The organism is Enterobacter kobei (genome assembly GCF_001729765.1).
Taxonomy (GTDB): domain Bacteria; phylum Pseudomonadota; class Gammaproteobacteria; order Enterobacterales; family Enterobacteriaceae; genus Enterobacter; species Enterobacter kobei.
Window position 1 is genome coordinate 892,843 of the sequence record NZ_CP017181.1, and the last position, 22,692, is coordinate 915,534.

Genomic DNA, 22,692 nt, shown 5'->3' on the forward strand with positions numbered 1-22,692 from the left:
AAACGGGTACATAATCGGGTATCTGAGTTTGAGGCGGGTACCTATGAAACTAAACGCACGACAAGTAGAGACGGCAAAGCCAGGCGAGAAAGACTACAAGCTGCCAGACGGTAACGGGCTTATTCTACTTGTGAAAACCAGCGGGGCAAAATACTGGCGCTATCGCTATACCTTCGCCGGTAAAGAAAAGATGCTGGCGCTCGGTGTATACCCGGCTGTTTCGTTGGCGGCCGCTCGCGAGAAACGGGACGAAGCCCGGCGGAACGTTGCCGCAGGTGTTGACCCGGTAAAGGTCAAAAGCCATGTTGCAGCTGCCGCAGCAAAGACGATCATGTTTAAAGATATTGCCGCAGAATGGCACGAATTCAAGAAGCCGCGCTGGTCGCCTGGTTATGCTTCTGACATTCTCGAAGCGTTCAATAAAGATATTTTCCCGGCTGTTGGTAAGTTGCCGGTTGCTGAGATCGAGCCCGTCCAGATGTTGACGGCGCTGCGTAAAATTGAGAATCGTGGCGCAACTGAGAAAGCAGCCAAAACGCGCCGGTGGTGCGGTGAGGTATTTAGCTATGCAGTAGCGACCGGTCGCGCAAAGTATAATCCTGTCAGCGAACTCAACAGCGCAATGACCGGACATAAAGGGGAATCCTTTCCGTTCCTGACGGCGGAAGAGCTGCCCGATTTTCTGGCGGCGCTTGAGAGCTACAAGGGGAGTCCGCTCCCCCGGTTGGGCTTGCAGATTATGATGCTGGCGGGCCTGCGTACTTACGAACTGCGGCACTCAAAATGGGAATGGGTAGATTTCGATAATCGGCTGTGGGAGATACCCGCCGAATTTATGAAGATGGACCGCCCGCACCTGGTACCGCTTTCCGATCAGCTTGTGGTCTTGCTGAAAGAGTTGCACGGTCTGACAGGTCGATACGCGAATATGTTCCCCGGCAGGAATGACCCGTCAAAGGTCATGAGCGAGAACACAATAAACAGGATGATCCACACGCTGGGGTATAAGGGGAGGGTAGTAGGGCATGGCTTCCGGCATACGTTCAGCACCATACTGAACGATAAGGGATTCAACTCTGATTGGGTTGAACTCCAGATCGCTCACGTGGATAAGAATAATATTCGCGGTGTTTATAACCATGCCCTGTATATGGAAGGGCGTCGGGAAATGATGCAGTGGTATGCGGATTATATTGACCAGCTGCGTTTGATTTAAAGAAACTGTTTTTTCCACTCTTCGACCTCACCGCGTACCCAGCGGGAGGTCCGGCTGCCGAGTTTCTTCGGCTTCGGAAACTCGTTATTACTGATGCGCTCGTAAATGCTGGATTTTTTCAGGCCAACAGAGCGCTCAACTTCTTTGATGTTAATCAGGTCAGTGTCAGAGATAACCGGTGTCATGCTATACCTCTCTTTTTCATGGCATCGAGCAGGATGTCCTGCACTGTTCGTTTGGAGTTGCGCCGTTCCATCACCATTTCGTCCATAGTGTCGGCGGCGATAATGTGGTGAATGAACACCGGGCGGTTGTGTCCGGCCTGAATTTGCCGGGTTGGTCCGATGCGTTCGATAATTTGCTGGTACTGCTCCAGGTCCCACCAGTGCGAGAAAAACACCAGTATGTTGCCGCCGTCCTGCATGTTCAGGCCGTGGCCTGCGCTGGCCGGATGTGCGAACAGCACCGGTATCTTCCCGGCGTTCCAGTCGCGCAGCGTCTGCGGATCCTGGTCAAGATGGCGACCGCGAGGGAATGCTTTTAACAGACGCTCGAGGTCGTGTTTCCAGTGGTAGGCAACCAGCACTGGTGCGCCAGCTGCTTCGGTGAGAATACTGTCCAGCGCCTGGAGCTTCGCGTCATGCAGTTCTGACCAGCTCCCGGCGTCATCGGTATATACCGCGCCGCTGGCTATTTGCAGACACTTCACCGTTTTTGCAGCTGCATTCGGCGCTTCTATGCCTTCGCCATTCAGCTCGAGGAACATTTCCTTTTCCATTTCGCGATACTGTTGGCGGGCCTTCGGCGGCATGTCCACGCGGATCACGTTATGGATGGGCTCTTTGATATCGAACCAGTCGGCGGCATCCAGCGAGATAGTCACGTCGGCCAGTGCGCGCTGTATCTCGTCCTGCGAATGGGCGAACGGTTCCAGCTTCGTCCAGCTCTGCCCCGGAAACTGTATCGAGTTGAACCAGCGTGAGGTAAATGCGCCGTACGTGCGTCCGAGGCGCTGCCCCTGGTCTACAAACCACGCTTGCCCCCACAAATCCACCAGGCCGTTCGGCGCTGGAGTACCAGTGAGATTCATCCAGCGCCGGATGTGCTTATGTGCCACTTTGCCCAGAGCCGCAGCGCGCTTACCACCACCGCGCAACCGGAAGGATTTCAGTCGGGTGCTTTCGTCGGGGATAACGGTACCGAACGGCCAACGGCCGCCCAGCTCTTCAACCAGCCAGACCAGATTGTCGTAGTTGATGGTAAACACGCTCGCGTTACTGTTCGCCAGCGCCGCAGCGCGTGCTTTGGCGTTACCGACAATCGGCTGCACCTCGATATTGCGCAGATGCCCCCATTTAAGCGCTTCATCCGGCCAAGTGCTGGCCGCCACGCGCAGCGGCGCGAGCACCAATGCTGGCTGTGTCTCCGCGCCCGCCATGAGGAGATCTTCCAGTGTGGTGAGCGTCGCCACGGTTTTACCCATGCCCATTCCCGCCCAGATGTTGCAGCGCATGATGTCGATTTCGTGGTTGATAATGAGGTCTTGATAGGGGCGGGGCGTGAAAATTTTAGAAGGGGGGTTATCTGACACGTTTTTCCTCCCAGTGTAGCCTGTCGCCGCTATGTCCTGTATACCGCCCGGTCTGCCCTTTGGCTGTAAATTCCAGTGTGCCAGCGGTAAAGAGCATCACGATAGCGCCATCATACGGGCCGCCAATCAGGCGGAATTTACTGCGTCGTTGGACTTTTCGCACAATATCCCCTCCAGATTTTTGCTATCCAGCACCACCACGGTAAAACCCAGTGCGCGCAGCCTTTCGTGCTCGCGCAGCTGGTCGGCGCGTGGTGGTTTGCCGGGTGCTTTGCATTCAACGAAAACTAGACGGCCGCCGGGTAACAGCACAATGCGATCCGGTACCGAACGGCGACCTGGTGAGACGAACTTAAAGGCGACCCCGCCAGCCTTTTTCACTTCGGCGACGAGGTGCTTTTCGATAAGGCTTTCACGTTCATAAGCCATAAACTAAGCCCCATAGCTTCACGCCTAACCAGATCGAAACTCCCCAGAAAAGCAGGCAACAAAAGAAGCAAGCCAGCAGTATTTTTCCTCGGTAGTTCATTCGCCCACCGCCTTACGCTTTTCGCGCATGTTCTGCATCAGGCAAAAATCAGACCGGCGTTCGCTCCAGTCCTGATTAAGTTCGTTACGTGATTCGCGGTTGGCTTTGGCCCAGAGCTTAGCCGCCCGGTCGTATTCACCGGACTGCTCAAGGCGCAAAGCCTCCCGCGCAGTCCGGTAATAAAGCGGACTGTCCCGATATTTAAATGACATAAGGGTTACCTCAGGAAGAGAACGCGTCGGTGTCAGGCTGCAACTGGATCATGTCGTCGATAGGCATCATAGTGATGGGGCTTTCGCCTAACGCGCCCAGGGTGAGCTTTGCAAAAAGCCGCTTTTGCTCTTTGGTCAAAAAGACCTGTTTTGTGCCACCATTTACCAGCACGATGATGGCGAAATTCTGGATATTGCCCTGAGTCATTTCTGTTGGCCCTCAGTTTTAACGATAGGGCGGATGCTGCTCAGCACCAGACGAGTACGGACACCAACAGCGCCGCCACGGCGGCCAGTATCCTTGTAGTAATACTCTTTTGGGCCAGCCACCCACGTTGTAGGGTTTTGATGCAGTTGCACTTGTTTCTCACCGGTGCGGGTAATAACCGTTCCGGTATGCGTTTTTATTACAGCCATAGCGATTAATCCTTACGGTAGTGGTATGCCTCAAAACCGCCGGCGTTCAGCGGGATGTCGGGCGCCCATTCGGGGTTAGTGGAGAGCAGCGCGGAAAGCGCCGTATCGTTGAAATCGTCAGTGTCCGGCGCTTCGGTGATTACTTCATCGTGTACCGTCAGAACAATGCTGTATCCGGCATCCTCGATCAGTGGCATGTTTCTGGCCAGAACGTCACGCGCAGCAGCCTGGGTGACGTTTTCCACCAGTTTTCCTCCGTAGGTTTTGAGCCGCTGCCATTTGCGCGAGTAGGAGTTAACGCCCTGGTAGGTGATGTTTCCTTTCTCGATGGACGGGGACGGGTAGCAAAGCGCGCGACCGGATGGCAGCTGTATGCGCAGCCATGCGCCATCACGGCGGACTTTCAGATAACCGCAGTACAGCGTTTTTTGCGGTGTTGCTATGGCGGTGCGGACAGTGCGCTCGAGTTCGTACCAGAAATCGCAGGTTGCCGGGTGGGCTCTGCGCCACAGGCGCTTAAGTGAGTCACATGCGATGAATACACGCTCAGTCAGGCCGTAGGTCGCCTTACGTTTAACCGATTCGTCGTACCAGCTTTTCGCCTCGCGGATAACATCGCGGGGGATATTCGGCAGCGCGGCGTTCGCCAGTTCGTCGAGGTCGAGGCCATAGACCAGAGCGAAGGTCAGGAATGCCGCAACACCCCCGCCGAAGCCGAGGCCCAGCTCCATCACCTTTCCGATCTGACGCTGGTATTTATCTACATCATCCGGCGAGATATTAAAGGCCCGGGCGTAAGCCAGTTTATAAAGGTCTGGCCCGGTTCCCTCGTCATAATCGCGGAAAGCGTCCAGCTTCCACTGCTCGCCGGCAAGCCAGGCCAGTTTTCGCCCTTCGATGTTCGACAGATCGCTAACCACCAGTTTTTTGCCTTCTGGTGCCATGATGCAGCCGCGTAACGCTGAGCTGGTCAGTTCCATAATGTTATCGAACAGCAAATCGGCGCATCCCGCTTTCAGTGCCTCGATGCCCTCGTCTATCTGTTCCTGCTCGAGCGAAGGGCGGGGCAGGTTCTGCGGCTGGAATAACCGCCCGGCCCAGCGCCCGGTTCGCGATGCGCCGCAGAATTGCAGCGTGCCACGCAGACGCCCGTCGCTGCTCACTCCCTTCATCAGCGATTTATATTTACTGGTACTGGTGGTACTGGCTTGCAGACGAATTGCCAGCAGCTCTTTCACCGCCGACGGCAAATCAGGATCTGCCATACGGCGCTCAAGAGTGCTGCGCTGCATGTCCGGCAGCTCCACGCCGTAGGATTCAACAATATGCTTAATCAGGGCATCGCGCTGCGTGGCCGCCTGCACTTCGCCGTCGGTCATCACCTGCGTGCGCTTCGCCAGGCGCTTTTGCTCCTGGTCTACCGCTTCGATCGCTGCCTGAGCAAGTTGCACATCCATGCAGACGCCGCGGTCGTTGATCTGCTGGTCGCGATGCCATAGCGCCAGCTCTGTGCCCTTATAGTTCCACTTCGGCAGCCGTTTAAAGACTTCGCGCATAGCCTCGATATCAAGGCCAGCGTACGCTACAAATCGTCTCCACTCTTCCGGGTGGGTTTTGCAGGTGGCCCGGCGCAGTTTGCTGTTCTTTGGCCGTGGCTTACAGAACAGCTGGATCAGCGCCTTTCCTTCTTTGTCCTTCGCCTTGTCCTGCGGAACGCCGAGCACTTCGCACAACGCCCCCAGCGCACCGGGGAGCCCGTGCGCCAGTGCCTGCACCATCGTGTCGCGCCATCGTGTGACCTCAGGTGCCAACTCCGGATGGTCGTGCCGCATAACCGTACGGTCGAAATGCGAGTTATGCGCCCATACCTCCATCGCAGGATCTGCCAGAGCCTGATACAGCATCGGCGGCATTACGGTGCCCACCGTTAAATCCCATACGCTGACAGGGCCATCGTCAATGGCCCAGGCCATAAGCATTACCTCAACCTTTTCAGCATAGGCATGGGTACCGTTGTTAATAGGCACCTCGCTGAAGGTTTCGAGGTCAATCCATAATTTTTCCATACTCAATCCTCGCGGGTGCTTTGCGAAAAGGGATGCTCTTTGCAAAACACCCGGCGCGTGGCCGGGTGAGGGAAGGGTTAAACTAGATCGGAAGCGTCTGCGCCTTCGCTGATATCGTCGAAGTCGTCAGTGCTTGCCACTCCGCCGCCAGTGAATGCATCGCCATCTTTGTAGAACTGGACGCCACCGAGAGAGAAGCCAATGCCTTTCCCTTTGTTGTCATATGCGTACACAGTCACCGTCGCATTGACGAAGCAGCCTGAATAAGGTCGCCCATCCGCAGCAACGAGAGGGGAACGATCGCGGTCAATGACCAAAGGTCTGGCTTTGTTTGAAGCGGCCAGGAACATGTGACCTTCAAATCCTTCATACTCGGATTTAGTGTCACCGTCCCGATATCCGGCGCGGTTCGGGATGTGTTTGATAGATTCCAGAATTTTTTCGTACTTATCACCCCAGGCTTCTTTTGCAACTTTGCGAACAGCTGCCCAGATTTCTTTATCAAGTTCACTGTTTTTGGGGATCAGGAAGGTGTCGCGAAACTTAAAATTTCCATCCCCTTCAAAGTCTGTAGCTTCAAACAAATTGACGAATGCATGGCGTACAGCGGTCAGTTTAATTTTCATGGAGTCGTTCCTTAATCAGATGAGGTCTGCGGCGAGCGCATCGTCGGACACGTCGTCGAAATCGTTAACAGGGTTGATATTGAGCGCAGGGCGCGGGTCAGATTCGGGGGCGACAGTGGGCTTACCGTCAGCACGGGTGATTAGCGCTTCGACTTTCGTCCAGCGGCGAGGGTTGGCCTTTTTGATGAGTTTCTCAGCTTTGGTCGGGCTGATAAGCTTCATGTCGAAGACTTCCTCATTTTTATAGCGGAACTGATCTTTAAGCAGTGCTCGGGCAGCTTCTTCATCCCCCCAGGCGCGGTTACCCTGCTTGCCAGTAACCAGCTTAAAGCCCGGTACCGTGCGGCCAGCGTTCAGCTCACTGTTCACCCGGTCGCGCACCGCTTTGCAAAAAGATTCGATTAGCCCCACCTGACCATAAATATCCGCCAGCTGTTCGGCAGTCAGCATAGGCACGCGTTTAACTGCTTCCGTCAGCTGCTCGCCAGTAGGTTGCGTCAGGTCGACGAAATCGTCTTTCACATCGTTAAGTCTGGCCTGAGCCTCCGCGGTGCACAGGCCACCTTTTGCTTTGCAGAACTGGCACTGTTTTTCACCGGGGGTGAAATTTTCCAGCGGCAGGGTTTCTACGCCTTCGCAGTCCGCGATGTTGAACATCACGATCACACTGGCGGCCGCTTCCTGCGCCCGTTCGCCGAAAGCCTGGAGCTCTTCCACAGTCAGCGCCCACTCAGAAACGTGGTTTAGCCGTGGTTGGTGGATGAACAGGCGCACGGTTTCGAAGTCGTACAACATGCTGAATTGCTCGAGCGCCCCAAGGGCATACAACTGTAACTGCTCGTTCTGTTCAGCATCGACGCGCACACCCTTACCGTATTTCAGGTCGTGGATCTGCAACTCAGTACCCGCGATGATTACTCCATCGGCGGTACCGAATGACTCTTCAACACCCACAATGTGAGAGAAGTCGACTCGTTGCTCGACAAGCAGCTCATTGCCCTGCGATAGTGCCCAGACGGTGTCGACGTAGCGGCCAACGGCTTCGACCATTTCTTCATCTACCTGCGGGCCGGAAGTATCATCCGGGTGTTCAGCAAGCGGGTAAGAGCCGAGGAACATAGCGACTTCACAACCCGCATAGTATTCCGGGTTGTTTTGGCGGTTGCGCAGCACCTTTTCACCCAGTGCATGTGCTGCGGTACCTTCTACGGCGAAAGACGTTTCTTTATCTGGCTGCGTGGCTTCCAGAGCCAGGCTACCAGGGCAGCGCATCCAACGATGCGCTGATGATGGGGAAAGTCGTGCGTGAACGTCTGGCATGATTAACCCTCCAGTGCTTTTTCAGCCTGGGCGATCACGTCTGCGAGGTTCTCGTCGGCAACTTCGCCGAGTTTCTTCGCACCCTGTTTTTCCAGAATGGCGACAGCTTCAGCACGGTAACCACCTTTCGCCAGCTGGAGGATCAATCCCTCCGCATGTTTTCGTTGGTTTTTGTACCGATTGGTAAGTGCTTCATCGGATTCTGTTTCCGTCTCGGAACCACCTTTTGCTGCTTCCTTACGTGCAAAATCTTCCTGCAACTGGAGGTATTCAACGCGGGTGATCTCGATATGGCCCTTTTTAAGCAGCTCATTCAGCTTGCGTAAGGTATGGAGCTCGCTGGCGGCGGAGCCATCGACGTTCTTGCAGTAGAACGGCCCGGTGCGTTCCTCATCCTTGCCGCTGGTTTTCGGCTTCACTTCATGGCGCCCGTCAGCTGGTGCGTCCAGTAAACGCTCGGCAAAGTCACGGCGTGCTGCGATGGTTGGCAAATCGTCCCAGAAGCGCAGGATGTTGCGCGACAGATCCAGTAATGCCGGTTTGTTCAGATGATTGGCTCGTTTAACACCTTGCAGCGCACTGTCCAGTGCATCGATTTGCACCACGCGCTTATCACCTTCGGCGTCGCGGTAATCAACAACACGCTTGACCATCGTTTCGCTGAGCTCCTGCGCGACCGGGTAAAATGCAGCCAGAGCGATAATGTCGCTGAACTCCAGATCGTCCAGCGTAACCTTACGGATAACGGTATTTTCCGCTTTGGTGTCCGTTACCGTTTCGCGGTATTCCTGCACCTGCGCTACGGTGTCCGGACGAAGAGCGACGCCAGAGGCCAGGGCAGTGATAAGGCGTTCAAGCAGGGCGTTATGCTGCGTCAGCAGCTGGTTGTTAAGTTCGAGACTGGTTTCTAAGCTCATGGATTATTCCTCAATTTCTACAAACTGGCCGTCTTCGCTCAGCTTGTACCAGGTGTCAGATTTAACGCCGTTGTCGCCGACTTTGCTGGCGCGGATGTGGATTAACTCACCTTCATCGTTGCGGTAGCAGAGAACAATGGCACCGTTTTTCGAAGCTCGGGCTTTACTCTCAATGCCAAACGCAGCTGCTACCGAATGGGATCCGCTCACTTCGGCAGCGGAGCGGTTGCCGGTGTTGCTGGCAGCGGACTGGTAGCCGGTGTTGCTGGCAGCGGAGCGGTTGCCGGTGTTGCTGGCAGCGGACTGGTAGCCGGTGTTGCTGGCAGCGGAGTAGTCGCCGGTGTTGCTGGCAGCGGAGTAGCGGTGTTGCTGGCAGCGGAGCGGTTGCCGGTGTTGCTGGCAGCGGAGCGGTTGCCGGTGTTGCTGGCAGCGGAGCGGTTGCCGGTGTTGCTGGCAGCGGAGCTGGTTGCCGGTGTTGCTGGCAGCGGAGCTGGTTGCCGGTGTTGCTGGCAGCGGAGTAGTTCGCCGGTGTTGCTGGCAGCGGAGTAGTCGCCGGTGTTGCTGGCAGCGGACTGGTAGCCGGTGTTGCTGGCAGCGGAGTAGTCGCCGGTGTTGCTGGCAGCGGAGTATTCGCCGGTGTTGCTGGCAGCGGAGCGGTTGCCGGTGTTGCTGGCAGCGGACTGGTAGCCGGTGTTGCTGGCAGCGGAGCGGTTGCCGGTCATAACCTGCTGTTCGAGTGACCTATCGACCTTACTCGAGATCCAGTCAATCGCACGCTGAACGAATTCAGGCATTGTGAGTTCAGCTTTAATCGTAATAGAGGCGCTGGCGATTTTGCTGTCGCCACCATTTTCACGGCTGACATCACCTTCGGCCACCGTCTCAGCGTAACGACTCTCCGCTGGAGGGTAGTAACTGAAGCAATCAAGTGGGTATTCGCAGGAGTGGAACCCCGCAGAACAGGCGCGGACCCTGCCTTCATGCTCGAAGGTTTTACCGATTTCGAACTGGAAACCACGGCAGGTAAGATCCTGTTTAAATCCCTTAAACGTTGTTATTTGCATTAAGCAGTCCTCGCTACAAGGAGAATGAAGGTAATAGCCAGGCCGAACGCAGTAGCGAGGGCCAGACCGGTGAAGATGTCGAAGTGTTTACGGCGCCAGCGGAGCACATCGCGCCCCGTCAGCCGGTGGAGGTGTTCAGGTTTCATCGTGGTGCTCCTTTTCATGTCGGGGAGCGCACTATGTCGAATGCGCTTTCAGGCATGAAAAAAGCCCGTCATGGGAGGCGGGCAAAGACTACACACACACAGCAATGGATGATTCAGTAACCGAGCCAGATCAGAACGGCCTGAGCGTCGTATGATTGCATATCGCCCATTTCAGCCAGGAACTCGGATTCGCAGGCACCATGACGTCTAACCTCATTCAGTGCACGGCTTTTAGTGATCGTTTCACCTTCGGCAGATTCGTAGTAAGTCATATTCATTGTCCTCTCAGTGGATTAGTAAAAGGCCCGAAGCCTTTGATTAATTCACTGCACGCCCCATCGTCGGGGCGTTTCAACTTGCGTGACTTTTCAGCTCGTCGCGGTGTGGTCCTCTACGCTTACCGTACGCATACGGACTCGGCGCTTACCTCGATCCCATCGGGTGCCATTTTGTTGCCAGGAGCACAGCGGCTTACCTGTCACGCGGTTCTGTTTGTTAAAGAGCATGTTAAGTATTGCGTATAGATATCTTAACCTTTGATGCATAGTTAAGACCTCTAAACCTTTAAAGTCAAGAGTTGGAGTTAAGAAAAATGTACTTTTTTGCAAGTTGGTAAAGAAAAGCCCGCTTAATAGCGGGCTAATAAAGAGGGGGGAATTCTTTTACAGGAGGACGGAATACCAGAATACCTGTCCTATGATATTTATCTTATTGGCCTCATGGTAAAAATAATCTTCATCCGTGTATTCATCCCTGTTAAATGAGCGAACTCTGATACCATTCGGCAACCGATACAATAGTTTTACACGTAACAAACCATCCTGGTCTATCGCATACATTTGACCGTCTTTTATCCCCGTCTTTGAGGTATCAACACCGACGACAGCCCCATCAGGTAAAACGGGTTCCATACTATTACCGTGTACGCTAACACAAGCGGCGGCGCTGGCGTCAACGCCAGCTTTACGTAGCGTGGATTTCGCAAAGCGCAGTTTACACCCCGAGCGATCCAGTTCTACGTAGGTACCATCCCCGGCTGATAATTCAATCTCGTGGTAGAAAGGTATTTCCACTTCATCATCCTCTAATGGCGTGGTTGAGTCCCATGTTGAAAAGCCACCTTCTACCTTTGCGTTTGAAGTGATCTTTTTATCGTCAGAAGTCCTACCGGTCAGTAGCCACTCTGGGGATGTCCCCAGAGCATCCGCCAGGCTGACCAGGTTTTTACCATTAGGCGCTGTAGAACCTGATTCCCACTGGGAGATGGTAGCTTTAGTGACTCCAATTCGTTTTGCCAGCGCGTCCTGAGTCATTTTTATATTGCGGCGTGCTTCGCGAATACGTTCGTTAATCATGGTGTTACCCCTCATATGGTTTAGTTAGCTTAACCTAGTTAGGGTATCGTTTTCTTGACTTATATGTTTAGTTTTCTTAACCTCATGCTAACTACATATGTCCAGGAAAACGGATATGAAAAAGACAAAGGCCATAGAGCTAGCTGGCAGCAAAGCTAAATTAGCCAGATTACTAAAGGTTTCTAAGGGGGCTGTGTCCCAGTGGGGGGATGATATCCCCGAGCTGCGAGCACTCCAGCTTGAGAAAATTTTAGAAAAGAAAACGACAGCCAGACAAAAGGCGTAACCCATGCCAGAGAATAAGAACTGGGGGGCTACGCCTGACGAATGGTTCCACTTCGATCTGGTGCTGGGGCGTACTGACCAGCTACTGCCAGTCGTGTGCAACCCGGGCGCAGCCATTTCCCCCGACAGTAAACTGAAAGCGCTGGGCAAGACGCCTAGCCGCTATAACCGCGACCGCCTGGTCACCGGTATTGCTCAGTGGACGGAGCACGTAGTTACGGACCGTGACTTTTCCCGCTGGTCAAACGAACCGGATTACGGCATCTGCGTGCGCACTGGCCACGGCTGGCTTGCGCTGGACTGCGACAGTGAAGATGAAGACATCCAGTCTGATATCCGCAAAACGCTGGTGCAGCTGCTGGGCAAACTGCCACCGCGTCGCTGGCGCGCCAACAGCAACAAATGCCTGTACCTGCTGGGCGTTGATGGCGATTTCCGTAAGCGCATCCACCGTCTGGCGGGTGATATGGGGATTATCGAGCTGTTGGCGAACGGACAGCAGTTCGTTGCCTGCGGTACGCACAGCAGCGGCGCACGTATTGAATGGGATGGCGGTCTGCCGGATGAGCCTCCAGCTATTACTGCCGACCAGCTCGAAACGCTGTGGCAGCGCCTTGCCGAACAGCTGCCTGTGTCGGTCACCACAGAAGCGGGTAGCACGAAGATGCGTGACCGTTCAACATTCACGCCTGGTGCCACGGATGAAACGGCAGAGTATCTGGACGCCAATGGCTGGACGTTGCTTGATGGCGCAAATGGCGAGCGATACATCCGCTGCCCGTTTGAGGATGGCCACAGCACTGGCGGCGACCCGACCAGTACGGTTTACTTCCCCGGCGGTACCGCAGGCTTTGAGCAGGGGCATTTCAAGTGCCTGCACGCCAGTTGCGCACACCGCGACGACGGCGATTTCCTTAATGCCATCGGGATCCGCAACAACGATTTCGAAGACCTGACCAGCACCGAAGTGGCTGAGCCATTACCGCTGCCGGCGTTCGAGCGTGACAAATGGGGACGTATCGAGTCGACCATCAGCAATGCGGCCAAAGCGGTAGTGCGTCCCGACTTCGTGAATATCGATATTCGCTTTGACCAGTTCCGCGACGAAATCATGTTCGCTCAGGCTGACTCCGGCCAGTGGCAGGCATTCACCGATGCGGACTATGCGCGCCTGCGCATCACAATGGAAAAGCGCGGCTTTAAACCGGTTGGGCGTGAACTTATACGCGACGTGGTGCTGCTGGCCGCTGACGAACAGCCATTCGATTCGGCGACTACCTGGCTGAACGGGCTGGAGTGGGACGGCGTACCGCGCATCGAATCTTTCTACCATACGCACTTCGGTACCGCCGACACGCCATATACCCGTTCGGTGTCCATGTACATGTGGACGGCACTGGCGGGCAGGGTACTGGAACCCGGCGTTAAAGCCGACATGGTACCTATCCTCGTGGGTCCACAGGGTTGCGGCAAGTCTTCCGGTGTAGAAGCGCTGAGCCCCGACCCGGCTTTCTTCACTGAGATATCGTTCGCTGAAAAAGACGACGACCTCGCGCGCAAGATGCGCGGGCGTCTGGTGGCGGAGATTGGCGAACTGCGCGGCCTCAATACCAAAGAGCTGGAATCCATCAAGGCATTCGTGACGCGTACGCATGAGAACTGGATCCCTAAGTATCGTGAGTTTGCCACCCAGTTCCCGCGTCGCCTGGTGTTCGTCGGTACCACCAATGAGGACGAGTTCCTCGCGGATAAAACCGGTAACCGTCGCTGGCTTCCCGTGGAGGTGTCGAAAGTCGACGTGAAAGCGATAAAAACCGACCTCCTTTTGCTATGGGCTGAAGCCCGCGAGACGTTTAAGCGCCTCGGCGGTATCCAGTTCCGCGATGCTGAGCGCCTCGGGGCGAGTGTCCACGAGCAGTACACCATTAAGGACGCGTGGCTCGAAACGGTCGAGAAATGGCTCGACACGCCCGACCTGATGACTAACGACATTCCGCGAAGTTGCGAATTTTTACGTGCTAGTGACGTTTTGCGCGATGCGATTGGCTTAAACCCCAGCCACATCGGAAAGCGTGAAGAAATGCGAATCAGTAATGTTTTGCAAAATTGCGGTTATAAGCGCGTTCAGCGTCGTGTTGACGGGAAAGTCTTAAAGGTTTGGGTAGCGGCGTAACCACCTGTAACCACCTCAAGTTAAAGGTGGTTACGTTTTAACTAATTGAATTTAAAGGTTTGTATCCACTGTATCCACTGTATCCACCTTATTACTAAGAACCCCATATATATATATAAGTCGTTCAGGGAAAGGTTAGAAATATGGTGGATACAGTGGTTACAGGTGGATACAGGCCGAACATGTAATTTATTGCGGGTAGCGATATGCAAACACGATTTGATTCCACCACGGCGATTAACGAGCGCCAGAAGCTCAATAAAATCGCTCTCTATGCTCGCGCGTGCGCGCGTTTTGCGGGGTGACCTATGCCAGTTGTCGCAACGTTCAAAACAGACTGGTTCCGGGTGATAAACGACATCACGCGCAGCGGCATTCCCCTCCAAGAGATTGCCAGAGAGCTCGACGTGTCAAAGTCTGCTATCATCGGCTGGAAGCAGGGTGCAGCGCCGAACCACCACACAGGTGAAGCGCTGATCGATTTCTGGTGCTACGTAACGCAGCGCCCACGTTCTGAGCTGCCAGCACAGGTCACATCACGGCGCTTTGTTTACGCCTGGCGCACCAAGCGAGTTTGAGAGGGGGATGATATGCAGGAATATTCGCACGTTAACGAGCTGCTGGCCGATGCCTGTTTTGATAACTACGAACTGCACAGCGGGCAGCTTATCGACCAGTATGTTTGCGTGGTTCAGGACGCCGGTGATGAATTTATCCAGTGGGATCTTACTCTGCGTAACAGTCAGGTAGTTCATTTCCGTGAGCTCAAGCGTACGCTGATGCAGCCGAAGGTTTTGGCAGCTTGTAAGAACCACATCCTGCGCACTCTGCCAAAAGCTTATACCTCATGAAAACTTGCAAAAACAGGGCGTTCATCGGTTAAAAACGCTATGCAAAAACCGCCCTGTTTTATGCACGATTTATGCAGTCAATTTTCCCCGCTTTCCCGCAGTAAACTGCAACAAATAAACCCTTCACGCATTTAACGTAATGAACCCATTTTTGATAGTTCGTGTAACGGTCATTATGTTAAATCTGCCCTGTTTTTAACAAATCTTCCATTTGGTCGGGATCCCGACCGCGACCCCGTTTCACACTTACGGCTCAATCATCACAGGAGCCAACACAATGGGCCGACCAAAGAAAACCGTCGAAGTACCGGGGCAGGAGCCTGAAACGGGCGCAGAACCGGCTACGGGCACGTCTGGCGAAGCGGTAACGCTGGACCAGCAACGCGCTGAGCCTGAGGTAATCCAGCAACGCGTTGCCAGCCTGCTCGACGATGCCGCACTCACTGAGCGCAATACTCTGCTGGGTACCATTAACGAGCAGGGCGCGGCCATCATCGCCCGCTTTGAAACGCTGGGGTACACCGACCTGGCTGACCAGCAGCTCACCGACAATCTCGAATTCCTCCAGCTCGTCAAAAAAGCTACTACGGCGGAGTCTGCCGCGCCGCTTGGCTATGTGACGAACGACGAGGGTAAACGCCAGCCGGTTACGGGTAAGCCCGTTCTGACTGAGCACGGCTGGCACGTTCCGGGCTAAGGGGGGAATCGTTATGTGTGGAGGCGGAGCGCCAAAGGTCGTACAGACCGACCCGCAGGCCGAAGCGGATGCAGCTGCCGATGCAGCAGCGAAAGCGGCAAACGCAGATGCAGCAGCGCGCAAGAAGCGCAAGAAAGGTTCGTCCCTTCTCGCCAGTGGTGCAGAGGGCGCGGCTGATTCTGGCAGCTCTCTGCTGTCCTCTGGTGCGCAGGCAGCGCAGCAGAAAAACACTCTGGGGGCGTAACTGATGGATGAACTCGCCGTTAAGCTGATTAAGCGTTCCGACACGCTGAAAGCCAACCGCCAGCAGCACGAAAGCGTCTGGCGTGAATGCTATGACTACACCTATCCGCTGCGCGGCGCGGGATTCTCTGACGAAGTGCTCGACGCTCAGAGTGCAAAACATAAGGTGGCGAGGCTACTGGATGGCACCGCCACCGACAGTGCCAGAATGCTGGCCTCTGCGCTGATGTCCGGCATGACCCCGGCAAACGCGCAATGGCTTAACCTGGACAGCGAATCACTTCCTGACGATGCGAAAGCCTGGCTGTCTGAATGTGCAACGCTGGTCTGGGAAAATATTCACGCGGCCAACTTCGACGCAGAGGGCTATGAGGCTAATCTCGACGTGGTGTGTGCTGGCTGGTTCGTCCTGTACATCGACGAAGACCGCGAAGAGGGCGGCTACACCTTCCAGCAGTGGCCGCTGGCGCAGTGCTATGTCACGTCAACCCGCAAAGACGGCATCGTGGACACAATCTACCGTCGCTACCAGCTGACCGCCGAGCAGGCCATCAAGGAATTCGGCGCGGACAAGGTCAGCGAGAAGATCCGCGACGCAGCGAAGAAAAAGCCCGACGACAAATTTGATTTCCTGCACTGCATTTTCCCGCGGGAAACCTACATGGTCGATGCCCGCATGGCGAAAAACATGCGCTTTGCGTCGTACAACGTCGACGTGAGCAACAAGCAGGTTGTGCGCGAATCTGGTTATCACGAATTTCCATGCTGCGTACCGCGCTGGATGAAAATCCCTGGCGGCTCCTACGGCATCGGCCCGGTATACGACGCGCTGCCAGACTGCAAAGAGCTGAACGAAACCAAGCGCATGGAGAAGGCCGCACAGGATCTGGCTATCTCTGGCATGTGGATTGCCGAAGATGATGGCGTGCTAAACCCGCGTACGGTCAAGGTCGGCCCGCGTCGCATCATCGTGGCGAACAGCACCGACAGCATGAAGCCGTTGCTGACCGGTTCCGATTTCAACGTGGCGTTTACCGCAGAAGAGCGCCTACAGGCATCAATTCGCAAAATCATGATGGCCGACCAGTTGCAGCCGCAGGACGGGCCAGCCATGACCGCCACCGAAGTGCACGTGCGTGTCGCACTCATCCGCCAGCTGCTTGGCCCGGTCTATGGCCGGTTCCAGGCTGAATATCTCCAGCTGCTTGTGGTGCGTTGCTTCGGTATCGCTTTCCGTGCAGGTGTTTTCTCCCCACCGCCTGAAAGCCTCCAGAACGCCAATTTTAACGTGCGTTACATCTCGCCTCTGGCACGCGCTCAAAAACTTGAAGACGTAACAGCAATCGAGCGGCTCGGGGCTAACGTGGCAAATCTCGCAAACATCAGTCAGGACGTCGTTGACCTCATCGATACCGACGAGGCCACGCGTGTTGTGGCCGATGCGCTTGGCGTCCCGGCGAAGGTTATTCGCTCTTCCGATGCAGTAGCAGACCTCCGCGATCAGCGACAGAAAGCACAGCAGCAGGCCGCGCAGCAGCAACTCATGATGCAGGCGGGTGGGGAGGCGGCGAGCGCCGCAGGGAAGACCGCTGGCGCGGCGATAGGGCAACGACTGGCAGGTAACCAATGAGAATAAAACAGGCCACACCTCAGGACTTTAAGCGCATTTTCGAAGAGATGCCTGGCGGTTCTCAGGTGCTGGAAGAATTGACCCGCCGCTTTGGGCGTGCGGCGTATGTCCCCGGAGGTACCGAGGGGGACCGTGAAACGTGTTACAGGGCAGGGCAGCGATCCGTACTGGATTACATCCTGCGCGAAATCAACAAGTCCGATGGAGTAGAAGACGATGTGGAAGCTTAAACACTTATTCATGAACGCCGAGCAGGGGGCAGAACAGCCGGTCGGCAGTAACGGAGGTGGTGAAGATGGCGGCAATAATCCGGGTGCTGGTGAGCCTTCTGGCACTTCTCTGCTCAGCACCGGCGCGGGCGAACCGGGTGCGAATGACTGGATACCTGAGAAATTCCGCGTTATGGGCGAAGACGGAAAGCTCAGTATTGAAAGCTCTGCCCGCAAACTGGCGGAAAATTACACTCACCTTGAAAAACGCATGGGCAGCGGCGATGCACCGCCGAAAACGGCTGATGAATACGCTCCCGATGTGAAGGTGGACGGGTTCAACTGGGAAGAATTCAAAGCCGATCCGCGTATGCAAGGCTTCATGAAAACCGCGCACGCCAAAGGCATTACCAATGACCAGATGAGTTTTATCCTGGGTGAATATGCACAACGCGCCCCGGAGTTGGTGGGTGGTGCTGCTGAGCTGGATTCTGAAGTGGCCACCACGCAGCTGCGCGAAGTGTGGAAGACAGACGCTGAGTTTAAGCAAAACATCGGTCTGGCTTTCCGCGCGTTTAATTCGCTTGCTGACGAGAGCGACAGGGGGCGTATCGACGAGATCGGCAATAACCCGATGGTTATCCGAATGCTGGCAAAAGTCGGCGCTGAAATGCAGGAGGATGCACCTGCTGGCGGTGATGTGAATCTCGAAGAGCAGCAGACCATCCGCGACCTGATGAAATCCCCGGCCTACATGGACCCGAAACACGCTGATCACGAACGTGTATCCGCGCAGGTCAAAGCGTATTACCAGAAGCGTTACGGCGATCAAACCGTAGCGTGACATGTCACGACAACTTAAAGCGAGGAAAGACCGATGACTAAACATATTGGCGTCAAATTAGTTAATGCATTCCCTATGAACCGTCTGGCGTATAACGATTTCCGTGGCTGGCAACTTCCGCCAGACGAGAACGGCGCAGACGATGGTTATCTGGTTGAATATCTCGACGGCGGCAAACCTAACACCGAACGCTTTGACGGTTACGTTTCATGGTCGCCGAAAGAGGTTTTCGAGAAGGCTTACCGCCCGGTATCAGGTCTTAATTTTGGCCTTGCCATTGAAGCGCTCAAACAGGGTAAGAAAGTTTCCCGCTCTGGATGGAATGGAAAAGGAATGCATTTGCAGCTTGTTAAGCCGCCACAATCCGCAACGCCAAATGATTGGCGATATGACGTTACTTGTGGTGACGAATATACTTTTGTCCCCGGGGTAAAACTTATGCCGTGGATTGGAATGAAAACTGCCGATGCTTGCTTTGTCCCGTGGCTGGCAAGCCAAACTGATGTATTGGCCGAAGACTGGCAAATCATTTAATCCCTTCTAAGGGATAATCGATTCAATATCCCTTGCAGGGGATAAAAAGAGCCTCGCTGATGCGGGGCTTTTTTCATTTGGTCGGGATTCCGACCGCACACCTCGCTAACAATCTCTCCACAACCAGCCCGGCGGGGACGCCGGATAACTGAATTTTCCCGCAATGCGTAAGCGCCACGCGCATTGTGTTAATCGGGCCGGGAAACCGACAACCCAGCAGGCGATATTTTCTGGAGTGATTGTTATGCCATTTGATGCCAACAAGAACATGATCACCGCTGCGTTTATCACGCAGTTTCATGATTCTTTCGAAATCGCCGCGCAGCAGAAGGATTCTCGCCTGCAAGCAGCGGTACATGACCGTGGGATGATCACCGGCGAAGCGTTCACCATTAACGATATGGGCACCATCGAAATGACGCAGATCACCACGCGTTTCGGTGACACCGTATGGGACCTGCCAGAAGCCGGTACCCGTAATGCGCTGATGGCTGACTACGGTGTATTCGTTCCGGTTGAAAAACGCGACCTGCGTAAACTGCTGGCCGACCCGCAGGGCCCTTATCTGCAACTGACCCTGGCGGCCGCCAACCGCAAAAAAGACGATGTTGTTTATCGCGCGCTGCTCGATACCGTACTGCGCAAAACGTCCAGTGGTGGTGCGTACGCACCGGTTGCGTTGCCAGCTGCACAAAAAATCGTTGCTGGTGGTACGGGTATGACCAAAGCCAAGCTGATCGCCGCAAAAGCGATGTTCCGTCGCAATGAGTGTGACGAGCAGAACGGCGAAGAGCTGTACATGACGTACAACGCCGACATGTTGACGCAAATTCTCAGCGATACCACGCTGACCTCTGCTGATTTCATGGCGGTAAAAATGTTGCAGGAAGGTGCGGTTTCTTCCAAATGGCTCGGCTTCAACTGGCTGGCGTACGAGAAGCTCGACTCTGTGACCGCTGGCGATCCGGCAGTAACAACCAAAACCGCAGCTGCGTGGTGTAAATCCGCCGTTCATTTCGGTACTGGCGCTGAGTACAACGTTGATATCGGTCCACGCCGCGATAAAAACAACACCATTCAGATCTCTGTTGATGCGTCTTATGGTGCTGGCCGTGCCAACGAGAAAAAAGTCGTCGCCATCGATTTTGTTGTTTAAGCCGCTGGTGTGTTTGCCGGGGTAAAACCCCGGCCTTTTTTCATCTGAGGTTCTGCCATGACTTCGAGTGTATCAATTTGTTCAAACGCACTTCTGGCGCTGGGTGCACACCCGATAAATGATTTCGACGAAGACACTGATCATGCCCGTCTTTGCGCCAACCTTTACCCGACAGTCCGCAATAAATTACTCCGTGCTCACCCGTGGAACTGTGCAATTAAACGCGCGGTGCTCTCGCCCGTCAGCACTGCACCGGCCTTTGGGTATGGTTACCAGTTTTCTTTGCCGGGTGACCTTATTCGTGTTCTGTCCGTTGGTGAGCCACAGGATGATATTGACTACCGGATTGAGGGGAGCCGGCTGCTGTCCAACGTCGATGTGATTCGGTTGCGTTATATTTTCCGTAACGAGGACGAATCCACGTGGGATGCGGCGCTGGTTGATGTTGCTGAAATGATGATGCAATCCAAGCTGGCATACGCGGTTACTGCCTCCACCAGTCTGCGTGATAGCCTGGCACAGGAAGCCGCATTCCTGCTTAAACAGGCAAAGGCCGTGGACGGCCAGGAAGACCCGCCAGAGGAACTCGGCGGCTATCCTACTTACGAGTCGAGGTTCTGATATGCGTGCGAACCTCATAAAAACCAATTTTACAGCTGGCGAAGTTTCCCCGCGTCTGATGGGGCGTGTCGACATCGCCCGCTACGCCAACGGCGCAAAGATTATCGAAAATGCCGTAGTGGTCGTGCAGGGTGGCGTTGTCCGTCGACCAGGCACCCGTTTCGCGGCGGCCACGAAATTCGGCGGTAAAAAATCCCGCCTGATTCCCTACGTGTTCAACCGCTCTCAGGCTTACATGCTTGAATTTGGCGATGGGTACATGCGTATTTATCAGGACGGTAAGCAACTGGTGAACGGCGATAATACGCCGTACGAAATTGCCAGCCCCTACACATCTGACATGCTCCCCTCTGTCAATTACGTCCAGGGCGCTGACACCATGTTTCTGGTGCATCAGTCTGTGAAGCCCTACCGTCTCCAGCGACGCGGTCAAACAGACTGGGTGCTTGAGCCTGCGCCGTTCGTCGTAGAGCCGTTTGACGAGGTACGCGATACCCCGCAGAAATGGTGTAAACCGTCTGTCAAAGAATTCGTGGGCTCTGAAATTACGTTGACGCTTAGCGATGCGGATCCCGGTACAAACCCTACACCACCATTTACCGGTGCTGGATGGGTTGCCCAGGATGTCGGTTCGTATGTGCGTATCAACGAAGGTCTGGTGCTGATAAAGAGCATTACCAGCGCACAGGTTGCAGTCGGCACCATTCGCAGCGATTTAACGGCAACGCAGGCCGCGTCACCGGGTTCGTGGACACGCGAGGATTCAGTCTGGACGGATGAGTTTGGCTATCCAGGTGCGGTTACGCTTTACCAGCAGCGCCTTGTCCTGGCTGGTTCGCCAAAATACCCGCAAACAATCTGGTGGAGTGAAACGGGCGTTTATCTGTCCTTCGAGATTGGTACCGAAGATGACGATGCGATCAGCTTCACTCTGTCTTCTGACCAGCTCAACCCGATAGTGCATCTGGCGCAGATGAATACCCTGATTGCGCTGACCTATGGCGGTGAGTTTACGATTACCTCCGGTAACGATGCGGCCATTACACCGACCAATATTTCGGTGAAAAATCCAAGTCCGTATGGCTGCAATGGGATCCGCCCGGTTCGTGTTGGTACCGAAATCATGTTTGTGCAGCGTGCTGGCCGCAAACTCTACGCAGTAGCATACGATCCAGACAGCTTTGTTTCCTATTCAGCCAACGACATGACGGTTCTTGCCGAGCATATTACTGCTGGTGGCGTGCTGGACATGGCCTATCAGCAACAGCCGGATGCGTTTATCTGGATGGTCAGGGCAGATGGCGTTGCGGTCACAATGGCTATCGATCGCGCTCAGGATGTTATTGCCTGGTCCCGCCAGGTTACCGACGGTTTCTTTGAATCTGTTGCGACAATTCCATCCGACGCAAACGATGTTGTTTACGCCATCGTTCGTCGTGAGATAAACGGCCAGACCGTTCGTTATGTCGAAGTGTTTGACAGCAATCTTTATACCGATGCCGCAGTGACCGGTACCAGTAGTGCCGGTTCTGCCACATGGACAGGTCTTGCTCACCTCGAAGGGCAGACTGTTGATGTGGTAGCCGACGGCGCTGTTATGCCTCAGTACACAGTTTCCTCAGGTCAAATCACCCTGTCGCGTAAGGCGAAAAGCGTGGAAATTGGCCTGCATTTCGAAAGTACGATCGAAACGCTTTCGCCAGAAGTCCAGACCACAGAGGGTACGACACAGAACGCGAAGAAGCGTACCAGCGAAGTGACGATGCGTTTTCTCGAAACTACTGGCGCGGAGTGCAACGGCCAGGTAATCCCGTTCCGCCGCTTCGGGCCAAAAATCCTCAACCAGCCCGCACCGCTTTTCACTGGTGATCATTACTGGGGAAAACTCGGCTGGGAGCGCGGGGAAGACACCCTGCTTATTCAGCAGCGCCAGCCGCTGCCATTCCACCTTCTCGCAATTATTTTCACGTTCACCAGTAACGGGGGCTGA

29 protein-coding genes are annotated in these 22,692 nt (G+C 54.8%); 14 read left to right on the forward strand and 15 right to left on the reverse strand.

What is annotated here, in order from left to right; all coding sequences use genetic code 11:
* Window positions 1-43: 43 nt before the first annotated feature.
* Window positions 44-1,216, forward strand: coding sequence for a tyrosine-type recombinase/integrase (locus BFV64_RS04225; RefSeq protein ID WP_069601721.1), 1,173 nt, complete (start codon window positions 44-46; stop codon window positions 1,214-1,216).
* On the opposite strand, the gene BFV64_RS04230 is transcribed toward BFV64_RS04225, so the two are convergent.
* From BFV64_RS04230 to BFV64_RS04285, 15 genes are all read right to left on the reverse strand, one after another.
* Window positions 1,213-1,401 carry a helix-turn-helix transcriptional regulator gene (locus BFV64_RS04230; RefSeq protein ID WP_000189281.1) on the reverse strand — a complete coding sequence of 63 codons (189 nt, stop codon included), beginning with the start codon at window positions 1,399-1,401 and terminating at the stop codon, window positions 1,213-1,215. The genes BFV64_RS04225 and BFV64_RS04230 overlap by 4 nt on opposite strands.
* Window positions 1,398-2,729, reverse strand: coding sequence for a DEAD/DEAH box helicase (locus BFV64_RS04235; protein WP_235611147.1), 1,332 nt, complete (start codon window positions 2,727-2,729; stop codon window positions 1,398-1,400). The genes BFV64_RS04230 and BFV64_RS04235 overlap by 4 nt, the downstream gene beginning before the upstream one ends.
* A 204-nt stretch (window positions 2,730-2,933) precedes the next feature.
* The gene (locus BFV64_RS04240; RefSeq protein ID WP_047747099.1) at window positions 2,934-3,236 is read right to left on the reverse strand and encodes a PDDEXK family nuclease; all 303 of its coding nucleotides are present in this window, start codon (window positions 3,234-3,236) and stop codon (window positions 2,934-2,936) included.
* 96 nt (window positions 3,237-3,332) lie between these two features.
* Window positions 3,333-3,548, reverse strand: coding sequence for an ANR family transcriptional regulator (locus BFV64_RS04245; protein ID WP_069601723.1), 216 nt, complete (start codon window positions 3,546-3,548; stop codon window positions 3,333-3,335).
* Window positions 3,549-3,558: 10 nt separating this feature from the next.
* The gene (locus BFV64_RS04250) at window positions 3,559-3,756 is read right to left on the reverse strand and encodes a hypothetical protein (protein WP_069601724.1); all 198 of its coding nucleotides are present in this window, start codon (window positions 3,754-3,756) and stop codon (window positions 3,559-3,561) included.
* The gene (locus BFV64_RS04255) at window positions 3,753-3,965 is read right to left on the reverse strand and encodes a hypothetical protein (RefSeq protein ID WP_069601725.1); all 213 of its coding nucleotides are present in this window, start codon (window positions 3,963-3,965) and stop codon (window positions 3,753-3,755) included. Before BFV64_RS04255 ends, BFV64_RS04250 begins: the two co-directional genes overlap by 4 nt.
* Window positions 3,966-3,970: 5 nt before the next feature.
* Window positions 3,971-6,031: a DNA polymerase gene (locus tag BFV64_RS04260; protein WP_069601726.1), complete on the reverse strand. Its 2,061-nt coding sequence runs from the start codon at window positions 6,029-6,031 to the stop codon at window positions 3,971-3,973.
* A 77-nt stretch (window positions 6,032-6,108) separates the two neighbouring features.
* Complete coding sequence (locus BFV64_RS04265; RefSeq protein ID WP_069601727.1) at window positions 6,109-6,657, reverse strand: DUF2815 family protein; 549 nt, start codon at window positions 6,655-6,657, stop codon at window positions 6,109-6,111.
* Window positions 6,658-6,672: 15 nt separating this feature from the next.
* Window positions 6,673-7,977 carry a DUF2800 domain-containing protein gene (locus tag BFV64_RS04270; protein WP_069601728.1) on the reverse strand — a complete coding sequence of 435 codons (1,305 nt, stop codon included), beginning with the start codon at window positions 7,975-7,977 and terminating at the stop codon, window positions 6,673-6,675.
* 2 nt (window positions 7,978-7,979) lie between these two features.
* A complete protein-coding gene (locus BFV64_RS04275) occupies window positions 7,980-8,894 on the reverse strand; it encodes a hypothetical protein (protein ID WP_069601729.1) in 915 nt (304 codons plus the stop codon).
* A 3-nt stretch (window positions 8,895-8,897) separates the two neighbouring features.
* The gene (locus BFV64_RS25825) at window positions 8,898-9,104 is read right to left on the reverse strand and encodes a hypothetical protein (RefSeq protein ID WP_235611135.1); all 207 of its coding nucleotides are present in this window, start codon (window positions 9,102-9,104) and stop codon (window positions 8,898-8,900) included.
* The gene (locus BFV64_RS04280; RefSeq protein WP_235611136.1) at window positions 9,101-9,958 is read right to left on the reverse strand and encodes a DUF7666 domain-containing protein; all 858 of its coding nucleotides are present in this window, start codon (window positions 9,956-9,958) and stop codon (window positions 9,101-9,103) included. The genes BFV64_RS25825 and BFV64_RS04280 overlap by 4 nt, the downstream gene beginning before the upstream one ends.
* Complete coding sequence (locus BFV64_RS25705) at window positions 9,958-10,104, reverse strand: hypothetical protein (RefSeq protein WP_167353001.1); 147 nt, start codon at window positions 10,102-10,104, stop codon at window positions 9,958-9,960. The genes BFV64_RS04280 and BFV64_RS25705 overlap by 1 nt, the downstream gene beginning before the upstream one ends.
* A 113-nt stretch (window positions 10,105-10,217) precedes the next feature.
* Complete coding sequence (locus BFV64_RS25710; RefSeq protein WP_167353002.1) at window positions 10,218-10,376, reverse strand: hypothetical protein; 159 nt, start codon at window positions 10,374-10,376, stop codon at window positions 10,218-10,220.
* 390 nt (window positions 10,377-10,766) lie between these two features.
* Window positions 10,767-11,459, reverse strand: a complete 693-nt coding sequence (locus BFV64_RS04285) for a S24 family peptidase (RefSeq protein WP_069601730.1) — start codon at window positions 11,457-11,459, stop codon at window positions 10,767-10,769.
* A 115-nt stretch (window positions 11,460-11,574) separates the two neighbouring features.
* Here BFV64_RS04285 and BFV64_RS24000 point away from each other — a divergent pair, with 115 nt between their 5' ends.
* From BFV64_RS24000 to BFV64_RS04345, 13 genes are all read left to right on the forward strand, one after another.
* Window positions 11,575-11,745: a Cro/CI family transcriptional regulator gene (locus BFV64_RS24000; RefSeq protein WP_071978050.1), complete on the forward strand. Its 171-nt coding sequence runs from the start codon at window positions 11,575-11,577 to the stop codon at window positions 11,743-11,745.
* Between the two features lie 3 nt (window positions 11,746-11,748).
* On the forward strand, window positions 11,749-13,917 hold the full coding sequence (locus tag BFV64_RS04290) for a VapE domain-containing protein (protein ID WP_069601731.1): 2,169 nt from the start codon (window positions 11,749-11,751) through the stop codon (window positions 13,915-13,917).
* Between the two features lie 308 nt (window positions 13,918-14,225).
* Entirely contained in the window at window positions 14,226-14,495 is a 270-nt protein-coding gene (locus tag BFV64_RS04295) for a hypothetical protein (RefSeq protein WP_069601732.1), read from the forward strand.
* A 12-nt stretch (window positions 14,496-14,507) separates the two neighbouring features.
* The gene (locus BFV64_RS04300) at window positions 14,508-14,768 is read left to right on the forward strand and encodes a hypothetical protein (RefSeq protein ID WP_069601733.1); all 261 of its coding nucleotides are present in this window, start codon (window positions 14,508-14,510) and stop codon (window positions 14,766-14,768) included.
* Between the two features lie 277 nt (window positions 14,769-15,045).
* Window positions 15,046-15,465, forward strand: a complete 420-nt coding sequence (locus BFV64_RS04305) for a hypothetical protein (RefSeq protein ID WP_069601734.1) — start codon at window positions 15,046-15,048, stop codon at window positions 15,463-15,465.
* Window positions 15,466-15,478: 13 nt separating this feature from the next.
* Window positions 15,479-15,709, forward strand: a complete 231-nt coding sequence (locus tag BFV64_RS04310) for a hypothetical protein (RefSeq protein WP_015571350.1) — start codon at window positions 15,479-15,481, stop codon at window positions 15,707-15,709.
* A gap of 3 nt (window positions 15,710-15,712) precedes the next feature.
* Window positions 15,713-17,338, forward strand: a complete 1,626-nt coding sequence (locus tag BFV64_RS04315; protein ID WP_069601735.1) for a portal protein — start codon at window positions 15,713-15,715, stop codon at window positions 17,336-17,338.
* Complete coding sequence (locus BFV64_RS04320; RefSeq protein ID WP_069601736.1) at window positions 17,335-17,568, forward strand: Bbp19 family protein; 234 nt, start codon at window positions 17,335-17,337, stop codon at window positions 17,566-17,568. The genes BFV64_RS04315 and BFV64_RS04320 overlap by 4 nt, the downstream gene beginning before the upstream one ends.
* The gene (locus BFV64_RS04325; RefSeq protein ID WP_069601737.1) at window positions 17,555-18,391 is read left to right on the forward strand and encodes a hypothetical protein; all 837 of its coding nucleotides are present in this window, start codon (window positions 17,555-17,557) and stop codon (window positions 18,389-18,391) included. The genes BFV64_RS04320 and BFV64_RS04325 overlap by 14 nt, the downstream gene beginning before the upstream one ends.
* 33 nt (window positions 18,392-18,424) lie before the next feature.
* Window positions 18,425-18,925 carry a DUF2829 domain-containing protein gene (locus BFV64_RS04330; protein WP_069601738.1) on the forward strand — a complete coding sequence of 167 codons (501 nt, stop codon included), beginning with the start codon at window positions 18,425-18,427 and terminating at the stop codon, window positions 18,923-18,925.
* Window positions 18,926-19,169: 244 nt separating this feature from the next.
* Window positions 19,170-20,081: a phage capsid protein gene (locus tag BFV64_RS04335; protein ID WP_069601739.1), complete on the forward strand. Its 912-nt coding sequence runs from the start codon at window positions 19,170-19,172 to the stop codon at window positions 20,079-20,081.
* Window positions 20,082-20,138: 57 nt separating this feature from the next.
* The gene (locus tag BFV64_RS04340; protein WP_069601740.1) at window positions 20,139-20,702 is read left to right on the forward strand and encodes a phage connector family protein; all 564 of its coding nucleotides are present in this window, start codon (window positions 20,139-20,141) and stop codon (window positions 20,700-20,702) included.
* 1 nt (window position 20,703) lies between these two features.
* A complete protein-coding gene (locus tag BFV64_RS04345; RefSeq protein WP_069601741.1) occupies window positions 20,704-22,692 on the forward strand; it encodes a phage tail protein in 1,989 nt (662 codons plus the stop codon).